The 15454-nt window shown below is 61.9% G+C and carries 16 protein-coding genes; 10 read left to right on the top strand and 6 right to left on the bottom strand.

Annotated elements, in window-relative coordinates:
- Positions 1-30: 30 nt before the first annotated feature.
- Genes ATI14_RS10445 through ATI14_RS10435 form a run of 3 tightly spaced genes read right to left on the bottom strand, consistent with a single transcriptional unit; the run spans position 31 to position 943 of the window.
- Positions 31-438, bottom strand: coding sequence for a response regulator (locus tag ATI14_RS10445; RefSeq protein ID WP_016972483.1), 408 nt, complete (start codon positions 436-438; stop codon positions 31-33).
- A gap of 59 nt (positions 439-497) precedes the next feature.
- Positions 498-692, bottom strand: coding sequence for a Flp family type IVb pilin (locus ATI14_RS10440; protein WP_016972484.1), 195 nt, complete (start codon positions 690-692; stop codon positions 498-500).
- Between the two features lie 56 nt (positions 693-748).
- Entirely contained in the window at positions 749-943 is a 195-nt protein-coding gene (locus ATI14_RS10435; protein WP_016972485.1) for a Flp family type IVb pilin, read from the bottom strand.
- A gap of 332 nt (positions 944-1275) precedes the next feature.
- On the opposite strand from ATI14_RS10435, the gene cpaB reads away from it, so the two are divergent.
- Genes cpaB through ATI14_RS10395 form a run of 8 tightly spaced genes read left to right on the top strand, consistent with a single transcriptional unit; the run spans position 1276 to position 8688 of the window.
- Positions 1276-2202, top strand: coding sequence for a Flp pilus assembly protein CpaB (gene cpaB / locus ATI14_RS10430; RefSeq protein WP_016972486.1), 927 nt, complete (start codon positions 1276-1278; stop codon positions 2200-2202).
- Positions 2203-2217: 15 nt separating this feature from the next.
- Complete coding sequence (locus ATI14_RS10425) at positions 2218-3438, top strand: type II and III secretion system protein family protein (RefSeq protein WP_016972487.1); 1221 nt, start codon at positions 2218-2220, stop codon at positions 3436-3438.
- Positions 3435-4628 carry a CpaE/TadZ family protein gene (locus tag ATI14_RS10420; RefSeq protein WP_016972488.1) on the top strand — a complete coding sequence of 398 codons (1194 nt, stop codon included), beginning with the start codon at positions 3435-3437 and terminating at the stop codon, positions 4626-4628. Before ATI14_RS10425 ends, ATI14_RS10420 begins: the two co-directional genes overlap by 4 nt.
- Positions 4625-5887, top strand: coding sequence for a TadA family conjugal transfer-associated ATPase (locus ATI14_RS10415; RefSeq protein WP_016972489.1), 1263 nt, complete (start codon positions 4625-4627; stop codon positions 5885-5887). Before ATI14_RS10420 ends, ATI14_RS10415 begins: the two co-directional genes overlap by 4 nt.
- Before the next feature lie 19 nt (positions 5888-5906).
- Positions 5907-6788 carry a type II secretion system F family protein gene (locus tag ATI14_RS10410; protein ID WP_016972490.1) on the top strand — a complete coding sequence of 294 codons (882 nt, stop codon included), beginning with the start codon at positions 5907-5909 and terminating at the stop codon, positions 6786-6788.
- Position 6789: 1 nt separating this feature from the next.
- Positions 6790-7683, top strand: coding sequence for a type II secretion system F family protein (locus ATI14_RS10405; protein ID WP_016972491.1), 894 nt, complete (start codon positions 6790-6792; stop codon positions 7681-7683).
- Between the two features lie 10 nt (positions 7684-7693).
- Positions 7694-8416, top strand: a complete 723-nt coding sequence (locus ATI14_RS10400) for a tetratricopeptide repeat protein (protein WP_016972492.1) — start codon at positions 7694-7696, stop codon at positions 8414-8416.
- Positions 8417-8418: 2 nt separating this feature from the next.
- Positions 8419-8688 carry a DUF3613 domain-containing protein gene (locus ATI14_RS10395; protein ID WP_016972493.1) on the top strand — a complete coding sequence of 90 codons (270 nt, stop codon included), beginning with the start codon at positions 8419-8421 and terminating at the stop codon, positions 8686-8688.
- Positions 8689-8796: 108 nt separating this feature from the next.
- Here the strand turns inward: ATI14_RS10395 and ATI14_RS10390 are convergent, their stop codons facing one another.
- Together ATI14_RS10390 and ATI14_RS10385 are read right to left on the bottom strand one after the other, a co-directional pair.
- Positions 8797-9579: a response regulator transcription factor gene (locus ATI14_RS10390; RefSeq protein ID WP_026083254.1), complete on the bottom strand. Its 783-nt coding sequence runs from the start codon at positions 9577-9579 to the stop codon at positions 8797-8799.
- A gap of 127 nt (positions 9580-9706) precedes the next feature.
- Positions 9707-10180 (bottom strand): prepilin peptidase, encoded by a 474-nt coding sequence (locus ATI14_RS10385; RefSeq protein WP_016972495.1) that lies wholly within the window; start codon positions 10178-10180, stop codon positions 9707-9709.
- Positions 10181-10251: 71 nt separating this feature from the next.
- Here ATI14_RS10385 and ATI14_RS10380 point away from each other — a divergent pair, with 71 nt between their 5' ends.
- Positions 10252-10695, top strand: coding sequence for a TadE family protein (locus tag ATI14_RS10380; RefSeq protein ID WP_016972496.1), 444 nt, complete (start codon positions 10252-10254; stop codon positions 10693-10695).
- Positions 10692-13424, top strand: coding sequence for a PAS domain-containing sensor histidine kinase (locus tag ATI14_RS10375; protein WP_016972497.1), 2733 nt, complete (start codon positions 10692-10694; stop codon positions 13422-13424). The genes ATI14_RS10380 and ATI14_RS10375 overlap by 4 nt, the downstream gene beginning before the upstream one ends.
- On the opposite strand, the gene ATI14_RS10370 is transcribed toward ATI14_RS10375, so the two are convergent.
- Positions 13421-15403 (bottom strand): pilus assembly protein TadG-related protein, encoded by a 1983-nt coding sequence (locus ATI14_RS10370; RefSeq protein ID WP_016972498.1) that lies wholly within the window; start codon positions 15401-15403, stop codon positions 13421-13423. The two genes, ATI14_RS10375 and ATI14_RS10370, sit on opposite strands and share 4 nt — an antisense overlap.
- Between the last annotated feature and the right edge of the window lie 51 nt (positions 15404-15454).

Raw genomic sequence — 15454 nt, 5'->3', positions numbered from 1 at the left:
GGGCCCTGTTCTTGACCCGGGCTACGCGTACTACAGAGGGGTTTTACGCAGGGGAAACAGGCTGTTGAGGGTATCGATCAACCGCACCAGGTAGATGGGCTTGCGAAACAGATCCAGCACCTGCAAGCGCAGCATGTCGCTCACATCATCCATCTCGGCATGGCCCGACATCACGATCACCGGCAGGTGTTGGCGGTCGGTGTGTTCGCGCAGGCGTTTGATCAAAGAGATACCACTCTCCTCGGGCATGCGCAGGTCGGTGATGACCAGGGCAATGTCGGGGTTGAGGGTGAGTTCCTGCAACGCGAAGGTCACAGAGGAAGCGGTAAAACAAACGAAGCCCTCGTTCTCCAGCGACTCCGCCAGTTCAACGAGGGCATCTTCTTCGTCATCCACCAACAGGATTTGTTGGCGGTAAGGGGATGCAGCAGCATTCATGGGTACTACCTGGTGGTGCCGATCAATAACGAGAGTACTCACAGAGTGCCGATTGATGGTCAAGTTGGGGTAATGGCGGTGGTTATTTTGGTAAACAACGCACTGATCTGTGGCGACAGTGTAGTCCCGGCAGCCAGTATCACCAGCGCTACAATCGCAACCAGAATGAGGTATTCAATCGCCGTTGCGCCGTCTTTACGCCGAAAGAGCAACTGGAGTTGAACATGAAGTTTCATCAAGAGATCAAGGATCATGGTACTGCTCCTCGGCGACTCGGCGCCCGGCTATTCAGGTAGATACCGTCACACACTCACGTCGGGGTAATGGCAGTGGTGATTTTGGTGAAAAAGGCGGTGATCTGAGGCTTCAGGGTCGTCCCGGCGGCAAGTATCACCAACGCTACAATGGCCACAAGAATGAGGTACTCAATCGCCGTCGCGCCTTCTTTGCGATGAAAAAGCAACTGCAGTTGAACGTGAAGTTTTATCAAGAAATCAAGAATCATCGTACTTCTCCTCAGACGCCACGGCGCCCTGTTCCCGGTGTCGCACAATAATTGCGATGTGCCATCTGAGCATTGTCAACAAACCCTGCCCTCACAACTGTAAGAACGGATTAATCACAAAGTAGTGGGTGCTTTGCTGACGCCGTAAATCCGTGATTTCAAAGGTCGCTGCCTATATAGGAAAGAAATCTTTCTGTCAGTAATGGCATTTTGTCCTAGCTGAACTACCTTCAAATAGCGAAATAGTTAGTGAAATGTTCATAGCAGCCAGGTTGCGAATTTAGCCTGTTCGGATAGATGGGTATTGGTGCAACAGGAAAGGGAGAGCCGTCATGAACACGCGTCTCAGCATGGTATTGGCCGCAGTGTTATTGGTCGGCGCGCTGTTTGCCGGTTATTGGGGGTTAGTGCTCAGCCGCGACCCCGCACCGGCGCCACCGCCGCCGCCACAGGCTGCTCCTGTCGAAAAAGCCGTCGCCGCGGTGGAAGACCAGACCCGCCAACCGGTGGTCGTGCTGGCGCATGATGTCCCGCCCTTTGTCGCCCTGACCGCCGCCGACCTCACTGTGGAAAAACTGCGCACCGTCCCCGCCGGCAGCATGACCAGCGTCGACCAGGCCATCGGCCGCACGCCGTGGCGCGCCCTGAGTGCAGGCAGTTGGTTAAATGAAGAAAGTTTCACCCCGGGTGGTCCACTGGCGCGAATGATCCGTCCGGACGAGCGCGCCCTGGCCGTCGCCGTCGATGAAGTGATCGGCGCTGCCGGGCAATTGAGCCCCGGCGATTACGTCGACGTGCTGCTGTACCTGCGCCAGGACACCGCCAACCTCGAACAATCGGCCCAAGTGGTGATTCCCGCCCTGCGCCTGCTCAGTGTCGGCGACCAAATGGGCCTGACCAACGACGGCTCGCCCGCCTCCCCGCCGGCGATGACCGCCGAAGAAAAAGCCCAGCGTCGCGCCCCGTCTCGCACCGTGGTGCTTGCCGTGCCCGAGCCGCTGCTCAGCCGCCTGATGCTGGCCACCCAGGCCGGCACCTTGCGCCTGGCCGTGCGCAGCAGCGACGAACGCCTGCTCAGCCACTATTGGGCCGGTGAAAGCGACGCGCCGGCCAAAGTGCAAAGCGCCAACCGCGACCTCTACCAGTTCACTCAACTCGCCTTCGCCCCAGCCCCGAAAAAAATCGCCCAGGGCAGCCCGCGCCGCACGGGTGTCGAGGTGATACGCGGCAATCAAGCAACTCAACAAACGCCCGACTGAACAAGGATGCTGTGCATGAGCCGACGTTTCGTACCGGTGTTCACGCTGAAAATCGCCTGCGCCCTGCTGCTCTCAAACCTGTCTGTGGGCCTGGCGTTGGCCGCCACAGGCAATTGCGCCAGCCTGGGCCAACTGCCCGCCGCCCTTTCGGTGGGCGAAGGCCTGCAACAGGAACTGCAGTCGCCGGTGGCCATCACGCGCCTGGCGATTGGTGACCCCAAAGTGGCCGATGTGCACCTCAACGGTGACCGTGGCTTCCTGTTGACCGGCATCGCCTCCGGCACCACCACCCTGATGGTGTGGACCTCGTGCTCGACCACACCGCGCCAGAGCATGGTGTTCGTCAAGGGCAAGGCCACCTCGGCGCTGACCAGCCTGTCGCTGGCCCCGGCGGACGACCCTTCGCTGCCAAGCCAGGTGCAGACCGACATCCGCTTTGTGGAGGTCAGCCGCACCAAGCTCAAGGAAGCCAGTACCAAGATTCTGGGCATGGGTAAAAACTTTTTCGTCGGCAGCCCCAACCTGGTGTTCCCCACCCCCACCACCTTCAAGCTGCCGGTGAGCTCCGACAACTTCAACATCGGCTTCGGCGGCGGCCGGGTTGCGGCGATGATCAACGCCCTGGAAAGCAGCGGCTTTGCCTACACCCTGGCGCGCCCGAGCCTGGTGGCCATGAGTGGGCAAAGTGCGACCTTCCTGGCGGGTGGCGAAATTCCCATCCCGGTGCCCAGCAGCGGCAGCAACACCATCTCCATCGAATACAAGGAATTCGGGATTCGCCTGACGCTCACGCCGACGGTGATCGACCGCAACCGCATTTCCCTCAAGGTAGCGCCGGAGGTCAGCGAGCTGGATTACACCAACGCGCTGGTCATCGAAAGCATCAAGGTGCCCGCCCTGACCATCCGCCGCACCGACACCAGTGTGTCGCTGGCCGATGGCGAAAGCTTCGTGATCAGCGGCCTGATCAGCAGCAACAACACCACCAATATCAGCAAGTTTCCGGGCCTGGGTGACATTCCGATTCTGGGCGCGTTCTTCCGTGATTCCTCGGTCAACCGCCAGGACAAGGAACTGCTGATGATCGTCACGCCGCACCTGGTGCAGCCGCTGGCGGCCAACGCCCAGTTGCCGACGCTGCCGGGCGAAAACTATCGCAACTATGACCCGAACTGGTACCGCCTGTACTTCCTCGAAAACGGCAATTTCGACCGACTCAACGGGTTGTCACAATGAGCGATAGTCTGAGCCAGACCTTCCTGGCAATTACCCGCAACACGACCGACCTGGAGTGGCTCCAGGGCGCGCTGGCCCCCCTTGGCCAAGTGGTCAGCGCCGGCAGCGGCACCCTTGACGAGCTGCTGGCGCTGGTGGATGTGACCTTCGCCAACCTGGTATTTGTCGGCCTGGACCGCGAGCACGTGGTGGCTCAAAGCGCGCTGATCGAAGGCGCGCTGGAGGCCAAACCGATGCTGGCGATCGTCGCCCTCGGCGACGGCATGGACAACCAGTTGGTGCTGAACGCCATGCGTGCCGGGGCGCGGGATTTCGTCGCCTATGGCTCACGCTCCAGCGAAGTGGCCGGGCTGGTGCGACGCCTGAGCAAACGCCTGCCGCCCGTCACCACCAGCACCCAACTGGGCGGCCTGACGGTGCTGTACGGCACACAAGGCAATGCCGACGGCGCACTGCTGACCAGCCATCTGGCATTGGTGGTACAGAAGAGCGGCCAGCAAACCCTGCTGCTGGACCTGGGCCTGCCCCGTGGCGACAGCCTGGCGTTGCTGGGCCTGGAAAGCTCGTTCAATTTCGGCGATGCCCTGCGCCACCTGCGGCGGCTGGACAGCACGTTGATCAACAGCGCGTTCACTTCGGCTGAAGACGGCCTGCGCATTCTCGCCTACGCCCCCGGTGACGAACCGCTGGAACGCACCAGTGCCGCCGAGCTGTACATGTTGCTCAGCGCTCTGCGCCATCACTTCCAGCACATTGTGGTGAACCTCGCCGGCCAGCCGGACAGCGAAGCCCTGCGCACCTTTGTCAGCCACTGTGACAAGTTGTTGTGGTGCACCGACCAGAGCGTGCTGGACTGCCGTCGCAACCTCGCCGTGCTGAACCAGTGGCGCGAAAAGGGCATGAAACTCGAACACGCCAAGCTGTTGGTCGACCGTTTTATCAAAGGCTGCGCCCCCGATGCCGAGGCCCTGAGCAAAAGCTTTGGCCTGGAAGTGGTCGCCGTATTGCCGCTCAGCCCGGAAGTGCGCCTGAACGCGAAAAACCAGGGGCAAACCCTGTTCTCCCTGGCCCCGCGTGAAAACCTCACCCAAGGGTTGAAGACCCTCGGCGAGCGCCTGGCAAAACGTTCGGAAGGCATGACAAAACCCTCCTACAACTGGCTTGAACGCCTGCTGGGGACCAGCAAATGAACGGCGAAAAACTCTTCGGCGCACCCGCCCGCGGGCTCGGTGGCAACACCGACCACGACGGGCTGAAACTGGTGCTGCATCGCTACATCATCGATGCCATCGAAGAGTCGGGAAAGAACCTGCTGGAAGGTTCACGCCAACTGCTGGCGCAGTTTGTCATCGACAAAGTCGCCGAATACATCAACCGCATGCACCTGGCGATTTCCCGTTATGAAATGGAGCGCCTGGCTGAAGAAATCGTCGACGAACTGACCGGTTTCGGCCCGCTGGAAGTGCTGCTGCGAGACCCTTCCGTGACGGAAATCCTGGTCAACGGCCCGCACCGGGTGTTTATCGAGCGCGACGGTTTGCTGCACCAGAGTGACCTGCGATTTATCGACTCTCACCACGTGGAGCGCGTGATGCAACGCATCCTCGCGCCGCTGGGCAGGCGCTTGGACGAGTCGTCGCCGATGGTGGATGCACGCCTGCCCGATGGCAGCCGAGTCAACGCGATCATCCCGCCCATTGCGCTGGATGGGCCATGCCTGTCGATTCGAAAGTTTCGCAAGGACATGCTCAAGAGCAGTGACCTGGTGGCGATGCAGACCATCGACCAGAACATTTTCGACTTCTTCCAGGAAGCCGTGGGCAAGCGCTGCAACATCCTCATCAGCGGCGGTACCGGCACCGGCAAAACCACGCTGCTGAACATTCTCAGCCAGTTGATCAACCCCCACGAGCGCTTGGTGACCATCGAAGACGTGGCCGAATTGCAGCTGGGCCACCCCCACGTGGTACGCCTGGAAACCCGCCCGCCGAATGCCGAGGGCCATGGTGAGGTAAAGGCCAGCGACCTGATCCGCAACGCTCTGCGGATGCGCCCCGACCGCATCATTCTCGGCGAGATCCGCGGCGTGGAAGTGCTCGATGTACTCACCGCCATGAACACCGGCCACGACGGCTCCATGAGTACCGTGCACGCCAACAACGCCGCCGACGCCCTGCTGCGCCTGGAGACCCTGGTGGGCCTGACCGGCCGCGTGGTGGCGGAAAAAACCCTGCGCCAGATGATCTGCGCGGCCCTCGACGTGGTGATCCAGTTGACCCGCCTGCCCGACGGCCGCCGTTGCGTCAGCGAAGTGGTCGAAGTGGTGGGCATACGCGAAGACGTGTACGTGACCAACACCCTGTTCCGCCACGACCGGCGCACCGGGTTCGGCTTCCTGCGTGAAGCGGTCAACCCTGCCGGCGAGAAACTGCGCCGCGAACCGGCCTAGCCTTGAAAGGAACGCGACCATGACCGGGGCCATTCTGTTACTGATTTGTCTGATCCTGATCGGCCTGTCGATCCGCTCCTTTCAGAACGGCTTGCGTCGCGCCCAGACCGAGCGCGTGCTGGGCCGCCTCGCCGAAGGCCAGCCCCAGCTCACCGAAGAAGCCAGCCAATGGAGCGGCGTGGAGCGCATGTTCCTGCGCGCAGGCCTGGGCAAACCGAGCGACAACCTAGGCCTGTGGCTGGCCATGTGGGCACTGGGCGCCGTGCTTGGACTGCTGGTGGCCGGCTGGGTCGGTTTGCTGGTGATGCTGGCGCTGCCGCCTTTACTGCTGCGCCTGTACATTGCCTGGCGCTATCAGCGGCGCATCCGGCGCATGATCGAACAACTGCCGCAACTGCTCGACCACACCGTGCGCAGCCTCAAGGCCGGACGCACCCTCGCCGACGCCGTGCTGGGTGGCATCGACGTGGTCGAAGACCCGCTCAAGCAAGCCATGGGGCGTGTGCAACGCAACGTACAGTTGGGCGTCAGCCTGCCGGAGTCCGCCCACGACTTTGCCGAGTTCTATGAGCGCGACGAGTTTCGCCTGTTCGCCTTGGGTTTGAAGGTCAACCATCGCTACGGCGGCAACGCCAGCGAACTACTGGAAAACCTGATCAAAATGATCCGCGAGCGTGAACAGGCGGCCCGCCAACTGCGCGCCCTGACCGGGGAAACCCGGGTGACCGCCTATGTTCTGACCGCCCTGCCGATCTCAATGGTCGGCTACTTCCTGGCCGTGAACCCCCAATACTTGGGGACCATGTGGAACGACGGCACCGGCCGCATTCTGTTGTTCGTAGCGCTGGCCATGCAGCTAATGGGCTGCTTCACCCTGTGGCGCATGTTTCGGAGCGTATGAGATGGGTATCGCCCTGCTGATCAGCGCTGTGTTGTTCCTTGCCGCCCTGGGCCTGGTGGTCGCCAACCTGCTCAAGCATCGGCGTGGCCAGCGCCTGGTTGCCCAGCGCCTGCAAGGCCAGATGGGCCGCGAGAACACGTTCGGCACGGTGATGCGGCAATTGGGCAACAGCCCGATCGCGCAGCGCTCGGTCAGCCTGGACAACGAAACCCAACTGCTGCTCAACCGGGTCGGCTGGCGCAAATCCAGCCAACGTTCCATGTTCGCCGCCTTCCAGATCGGCACGCCGCTGGTACTCGGCGCGGTGGTACTGCTCACCCAGCAAGTGCTGTTTCCCAATACCGGCGCACCATGGCTGATGCCCTTGATCGGGCTGGGCATCGGCTACCTGTTGCCCAAACGCATCCTGGCCAGGGCCGCCAAGGCGCGCCAGCAGCAGATCTCCCGCGAGGTATCGACCTTCATTCCGCTGCTGCGCATCCTGTTCGAGTCGGGCATGGCCGTCGAACAGGCCCTGCGCGTGATGAGCATTGAAGCGCAGCGCCTGCTGCCGGCCCTCACCCATGAACTGCGCCTGATCCTGGCGCGGGTCGATTCGGGCCTGGAGCTGAGCGAAGAGCTGGGCAAGACCTCCACACTGCTGGCGGTGGACGAATTCACCGACACCTGCATCATCCTGCAGCAACTGGTTCAGCAAGGCGGCGGCGCGATGAAATCGCTGCTGTCGCTCAAGCAATTGCTGGATGACCGGCGCCTGACGCGCATCCAGGAGTTCGTCTCCAAGATGTCGGCGAAGATGTCGGTGGTGATGATGGTGTTTTTGTTTCCTGCCCTTTTGATCGTGCTCGGGGGGCCGGCATTTATCGGTATCACCCGCGCCCTGAGTAACCTGTGAGGAATGCCCGATGAAAGCCTTGATAGCCGGTTTGAGCCTGTTGCTGCTCGGGGGGTGCGCCACCAATGGCCAGACCCCGTGGGGCGCCCTCACCGCCGGCGGCAGCTGCCCCAAACCCGGCTCCGACCAGGAACTGGCACTGAACCTGGCCGATGAAATGGCCAACGACGGCAAGCTGCACGCCAGCCTCGCCAACCTGCAAAGCCTGCCGACGAATTTGCCGCAAGTGCGCCTGCGCCAGGCCAAGGCCTATCGACTGCTCGGGCGCAGCGAGGCGGAGCCGTTGTACCGCAGCCTGATCGGCAGCTGCATGGCGGCCGAAGGCGAACACGGGCTGGGGCAACTGGCCTCGGCCAAAGGTGACAACGGCCTGGCCATGGCTCACCTGCAACGCGCGGCACGCCTGGCGCCGACCGATGAAAAGATCCGCAATGACTTGGGCGTGGTGTACCTCAACCAGTTGCGCATGGAAGACGCCCGTTTCGAATTCATGACCGCCATGGAGCTCAAACAAAGCGACCCGCTGGCGGCGATCAACCTGGTGACCTTGCTGATTTATCAAGATAACTGGAAACAGGCGGCCCAGGTGGTCAGCCAGATCGGCCTCACCCCCGAGCAAGTCACTGAAGCCCAGGCACGCGCCGAAAAACTCAAGGGTTCCGTCACTCCGGCCACCAAGGCCAAAGACCAGATAGCCACGGTCAGCGACGTACCCGGCACTCCGAGGAATTGATGATGAAAGCAGCGTATCTCGCAAGCCTGGCAGTGCTGGCACTGCCTTTGAGTGTCATGGCCATCGAGCCTGGCCCGTCGTCGCCGCAACAGGCCGTCACCGAGAGCTGGCTGACGCTGCAACCGAGCGGCAAGGCCTCGTCAACCACCCAACAGAAAGCCGCCGCGGCCGAGCGCGATCAAGCCAACCAGCGCTGGCTGGAAAGCTTCAAGCACCCGATTCCGGAGTATTTTGACCAGAAGGTCGGCGGGAAAACCCAGGGCAGCAACTGAGAAATTAATGTGGGAGCTGGCTTGCCTGCGATGCAGACACCTCGGTCTTTCAGGAGCCTGCGGTGGATGCCATCGCAGGCAGGCCAGCTCCCACAGGTTTGGCCGCCATCAATGCGCGGTCACCCGCTGACGCAACGCCGAATTATTCGGCGACAACGCCAGCGCCAACTGCGTGCGGTTATGCATGTGGGTCAGGCGCAACACCTGCGACACATACAGCTTCACCGTGTTTTCAGTGATGCCCAATTCGCAGGCGATCTGATAATTGGTCTGGCCCTTGCCCACCAGCCGCGCGACGTCCAATTGGCGAGGTGACAGCTGGTTGAAGATCGCCGGAATTTCCAGCGGCCCCGCGTCCTCGGCCGTCGCCTCTTCACTGTCCTGCACGGGCGGGCTGCGGCGTACCTTGTCGAGGTCCTGGTACAGGTCGTTGATCGACTCGGAAAGGAACTGCAATTTCTGGTTCAGATTGCCCAGTTGCAGGTCTTTTTTGCGCTCTTCCAGGGCAGCTTCCTGACGCTGCAGGCCCTCGAGCAGTTCTTCCAGGTTGATCGGCTTCTGGTAATAGTCCGCAATCCCGGCGCGCAGGGCCTTGATCACGTCCTGCTTGTCAGCGCGGCCGGTCAGCATGATGGCTTCGAAAGCGCGTTGTTTGCCGGCCACTTTCTGCAGTGCCTGGACCAGCTCGATACCGTCCATGTCCGGCATATGCAGATCACACAGCACCAGGCCGATCTCGGCGTCTTCAGTGAAACGCTTCAACGCCTGCTGGCTGGACTCACACGGGACACAGCGGAAGCCACTGCTTTCAAGAAACTCACAGAGCTCTTCCACGATGAGGGGCTGGTCATCGACGACGATCACCTTTACTGCTGAGGTAAGCTTGTTCACATGCAACTCCATGCCCTGGAAAGCCAAAAGATTGACCCATTCCCTACGACGAATATTCCTGTACAACTTCTTATTAAACGTAGACCTACTTTCCGACTATGTACATAGCGTTAATCACCTCGGACGATTAATGGATCCAAAACCGGATAACCACGAATCCCACCAATAAAAACGGGGCGAACGGTAGTTTTCTTGACGGATCAGGCGCCAAGAAACCCATAGCTTTTTTAAGTCGTTGACTCATAAGCGGCCATAGTTTTGGCGCGAGCAAAACCCACAGCACATTGGCGGCCGCAGCGCCAATAAATGCCCCCAGCAAGTGATGTGAATCCGAAACCAGTGCGAAGGCGGCCAGCAGCTTTACATCCCCCGCGCCCAGGCGGCCCAGGGCGTAGCCGGGCAACGTCAGCAATAATGAAAGACAAAAGGCCCAAAGCCCCTCCCCGGCCGTGGCGCCGAGCCAGGTGGTGCCCGTCCACAGCAGATAAATCAACGCCAACAGGGCTACGCCGAGCGTCAGGCGATTGGCGAGCAACCGCTGCCGCACGTCCTGCACCGCACACGCCACCAACCACACCAAAACAACTGCACCGTGGATCACTAAAAAACATCCCTTTTCGCCGATTGATTCTATGCTGATATCAAGTAGTAGCCGTCAGGGTAGACGCGGTGATGAAAACAGGCCTCCCCGGAAAACAAAAAGGCACGGCAGCGATCGAGTTCATTGGCGTGTTCGTGATTTTTTTCGCCGTGTTCTACGGGATGGTCAGCTATAGCCTGCCGTTGCTGTTAATGCAGTCGTTCACCCAGGCAACCGCCGAAGCCGTGCGCCAGAGCGTGGGGCTTGACCCGAGCATGCCGGGGTACAACGCCGCTGTGCAAAACACCGCGAAAACGGCGGTGGCTCAACGGTTGGGGTGGATCCCCGCGCTCTATAAGTTCGACGCGGCTACCCAGGTCACCACCACTTTCACTCCTGCCGGCCTGCTCTCGGTAAAAATCAGTTACCCCTCGGCCAACCTTCAGTCGGTAATGCCGTTCATCGTGTTGCCCGGGATCGGCACCGTGCCGCAGTTGCCGGTGACGCTGCAGGCCCAGTCGAGCCTGCAATTTTGACCTCCGGCGACAAACTCCTCGGGCGCCTGCTCGGCCGCAGCAGCGCGTTGGCTATCGAGCCCGCCGCGCCACCTGTCGCGGGCCTGCACGTGCTTATGGATGCCCAGGGCCGCGTACTTGAGGTCAGCGGCACGCTGCTTTCGCAACTGGCCAAGCACGCGCCGTCACCTCAATTGCATGAATTGCTCTGTGCCCACAGCGTGGTGGCGGTTGAAGGCGTGCCTGCCGACTGGCAGCGCCACAGCCTCGACCTCGACTTCCAGGGCATCGCCGGGCAAACCCTGCACACCCGCGGCACCCTGGAACCCCACGATAACGGCTGGCTGCTGCACGCCGTGGACATCGGCGACCTGCTCGGCGGCCGGCAATTGGCCGAGCAACGCGAACAGAACCAACAGCTGGCGAGCCTGGTCAGCGAGCAATTGCGCGTGTGCAGCCTCAGCCGGTTGCCCGACGTGTTCAACGAACAACTCAGCAGCGTGGCGCAGCGCTGGCGCATTCCGTGCGTGGCCCTTGCCTTGCTGGATCAGGAAGACCAGAGCTGGTCGATCTACAGCCAGTACGCCAACCACGACGCCCCGCTGTTCTGGCACACCGGGCAGCGCCTCGGCACCTGCCTGGACAGCCTCGACGGCACCACCCCGCTGAGCCTGAAAGCACCGTACGGGCGCGGTGACCACCCGCGCTTGCACAGCGTATTCGGCAACGCCGATGGCTTCCTCGTGCCCTATCGCGACGGCCAGGGCGTGGCCGCATGGTTGCTGTGCGGCGCCTACAGCGGCCAACCCCATACCCGCGACCGCGACTGGCTGAACCTCACCGCCGCCCTTGCCGCGCCGTTGCTCAGTCGCCTGCGCGAGCATCGCCACCACCAGCAACTCGAACGCCTGGAAGCCCTGCAGGGCCTGCTCGGCACCGGTTGGTGGGAACTGCTGCCCGCCAGCGGGGAAATCCAGCTCGCGCCCCAATTGCTGCGCAACCTCGACCCCGAGGACGGCCCGACTCGCCAGGCGCTCGACACCTGGCTGAACCTGATCCACCCCGCCGATCGCCAGGAGCTGCACAGCCGCCTGCGTGACCTGCAAACCCTCGGCAAGCCCCTGCTGGCCAGCGTGCGCCTCAACCGCGGCGACCCCCATCAGGCGCCGATCTGGTACCGCGTGCAGGGCCAGGTGCTCGGCGCGGGTGAACAACGGCGCTGCATCGGTTTCATGCTCGACATCAGCGACATCAAAAACCAGCAACTGGAAGCCGCCGCCGCCCACGCGCGTCTGGACAATGTGATCGCCAGCTCACCGGCGGTGATCTACGTGCAGCGCTATGTGAACGGCGCCTTGCAGCCGGTGTTTTTCAGCGACAGTTTGTTGCCCCTGCTCGGCCGCACCCTCGCCGAATGCACCCACGACAGCCTGGTGCAATGGGTACACCCCGATGACCGTGATTTGTATTTCCAGCGTACCCGCCAACTGCTGCGCGAAGGCAGCACCCGCAGCCGGTATCGCGTGCAGGACACACACGGCGATTACCACTGGTTGCTCGATGAAGCCAAGTTGCTGCGCGATGACCTTGGCGTGCCGGTAGAAGCCGTCGGCCTGTGGCTGGACGTCACCGACGCAACCCTGGCCGCGCAGCAAATCAAGGACAGCGAAGAGCGCTACCGCATTCTGGTGGAAGACTCCCCGGCGATGATCTGCCGCTACCGGCCGGACCTGACCCTGACCTTCGGTAACACGCCGCTGGCCAATTACCTGGAATGCCTGCCGGGCCAATTGCGCGGGGTAAACCTTGGGGATTGGTTGTCGGCCGAACAGCGCGAGGCGTTTGTGCAGCGCATCCGGCAACTGACGCCGGAGTTTCCGGTGAGCACTGCCGAAATCAGCCTGCAGTTGCCCGGCCGCGAACATGCCTGGTGGGTGTGGTCGGACCGCGGGGTGTTCGATGAGCAAGGTGCGTTGGTGGAAGTGCAGGCCGTGGGCCGCGACAACACGGAAGTGCGCCGCTCCCAGCAACAACTGACCCAAAGCGCGAAAATGGCCACCCTCGGCGAAATGGCCACGGGCCTGGCCCACGAGATCAACCAGCCGCTGAACGTGATGCGCATGGCCATCGTCAACGTGCTTAAACGCCTGGACAGCGGCACTGTACAAATCGACTACCTCACCGAAAAGCTCCAGCGCATCGACGCCCAGGTGCAGCGCGCCGCGCGGGTGGTGGACCATATGCGCGTGTTCGGCCGCCGCTCGGAAGTCGAACAACAACCCTTCGACCCGGCGCAGGCGGTCGAGGGCACGCTGTCTTTGCTCAGCGAAGGCTTGCGCGGCAAAGGTGTGGAGGTGCGCCTGACCCAGGAAGAGATTCCGGTGCAGGTCAAAGGCTATGTCGACCAGCTGGAGCAAGTGCTGATCAACCTGATGGTCAATGCCCGCGACGCCTTGCTGAGCCAGCGCGAGAAAAACCCGGAGCTGCGCCCGTGGATTGCCGTGCACACCGAACATGACAGCCGCCATGTACGGATCTGGGTCGAAGACAACGGCGGCGGTATTGACCCACGCTTGCTGGAGCGGATTTTCGAGCCGTTCTTCACCACCAAGCCGATTGGCGTGGGCACCGGGCTGGGCCTGTCGGTGAGCTACGGCATTGTGGAAAACATGGGTGGGCGTCTGAGCGTCAGCAACGGCGAGCATGGCGCACGGTTCTGCGTGGAGCTGCCCAGGGCCACCGACGCTTAAATCACCAGGTAGGCTTCGCCGGTCTGGCCGCACGTCAGGTTGGCGCCGACGTTCACATTCGCCAGGCTGATGCCCAGCATGTTCAGCAGGTTGTTGAGGATCGGGTTGAGCAACGGGCCGAGCAGATTGTCCACCACAGGGGTGACGATGTTGCTGACGCCGCCGATCAGCGCTGCAACGGTCGGCGCCAATATGCCCAATGGGTTATTGCCCACCGGTTGATAAGCCGTGATGCTCACGCCGTTCAGTGCCGTGGAGAGCCCGCTGATCAGGTTGGTGGCCGGCGCCGCGGGTTGGTAGGTCGGCGCAAGCCCTACGTTGGGCGGCGTTGCAAATGGTGTGGAGCTGGAAAACACCAGGTTCTGCGTGCTGTTGCTTCCCGCGATAGTGCTTTGCACCTGGATTGCAATACCGCCAGCGCCAAACGGCACGCGAGGATCACACGAGCCGATGCCCAGAATTTTGTGACAGGTCTTGATACCGAGGTCAATCAGAGGCAGAGGCGCCACCGTCATCGGTTGCGTGGTGGAAAACGCATTGGTGATTTTGCCCACATTCAGCGAAGCCAATGAAGTGGTGGTAAACGCCGTCAGGCTTTTGGTCCCTGCTCCGCCTGTGGGGCAACTGAACGCGGTGACATAACTGCTGGCGCCGCCGGCATCCAGCACGATATTGAGCGGCAGGTTGCCCGGCAGCACCAGCAGGTCCAGTTGCTGGCAGCCCGCGCCCAGCAGGCAGAATGCCGAGTTGATGGTGTCGACTAGGTTCAGGCTCAACAGGCTGCCGAGCACGGGTGTCAGCGGCCCGACCAGGTTGTTCACGGCCGTGCTCAACCCCGACAGGCTGCTCAACACCGGCAGACTGATGGTGACCTCGGTGCGCACCTGGGCGGTACGCACGTAGATTTTGTTCGGCCCCAACGGGTTGGCCACCGCCAGCACCGGGTTGCCGATGGCCGACAATTGCGGCGGTTCGATAATCTTCACCTGCGTCGTAATGTTCGCAAGGCCCAACAGGCTTATCGGCAACGTTGCCGCTGCAGCGGCTTGGTTACCGGCCAGTTGCACCACCCCCTGAATCAGCTGAAACACCTGAAGATTGGCATTGAGCGCCGCCGCGGTCGTCCCCGTCTGCAATTGCAGGATTTTGCCGACTGTCAGGGGAGTATTGTTGATCGCGGCAACTTTCAGGCTGCCCAGAGCGGTCAGCACATCCGCCGTCGCGCCGTTGTTGGAAAGCACCGTGATCGCGGCCTGAATCAGCTGCGAGGCGGTGACGTTGGTCGCCAGTAACTGGGTGTAGTTACCGGCCGTTACATTCAGGTCAATCGCGAGCTGGTTGAGGTAACTGAGCAAGTTGATATTGGTGTTGATCAAGCCGTTCCAGCCCGCGAGCGTAAGGTTGACATTGCCGCCTAGAAACGCGGAGAACACCGGGCCGAGCAGGCTGGCGCTGGCGCTGTCGACGCTGGCCAGGGTGCTGTTGATGGTCAGCTGAGCCAAGGTGGGCGTGGGCATCGCCGCCACCGCCGTCGCGCTCAATACCGTGTTTAAACTGACCTTGCCGCCGGACACCAGCGCCCACACCCCACCGGCAAAGCTGGTGGTCACGGTTTTGTTAACCACTACCTGAATTGCCGACGACACCGCCGGGTTCGCCGTGAACACCCGACGCCCCGAAGCCGCCGTGGTGACCGCGCCGCAGGTGGTTACCAACGTATTGCCGTTACCCACCACAAAACTGTTACGCGCCACGCTTTGCCCGGCATAAGCGGCCGCCGTCAGCCCGGCCAGGCAGGTGCCATTGCGGCTGACAGCCTCCAGCGCGGCCGTGTCCGCCACGCCTTGCAGCTTGCGTTTTTCCAGGTACAAGCGGCCGCTGTCGACCACCAGCAGCGTGCACATCAGGACAAACGCCAGCACGCCAACGGCCATCAAGCCAATGGCGCCGCGTTGCTGGTGAAAAAAGTGGGGAGACATCGAGCACTCCTGTGCCGGCCAGTTGCCGAGCGCTTACTCTCCTTGGGTATT

Source organism: Pseudomonas tolaasii NCPPB 2192 (genome assembly GCF_002813445.1).
GTDB classification, from domain to species: Bacteria; Pseudomonadota; Gammaproteobacteria; order Pseudomonadales; family Pseudomonadaceae; genus Aquipseudomonas; species Aquipseudomonas tolaasii.
Note: the sequence above shows the minus strand (reverse complement) of the source record. Positions and strands in the feature narration are given on the sequence as shown.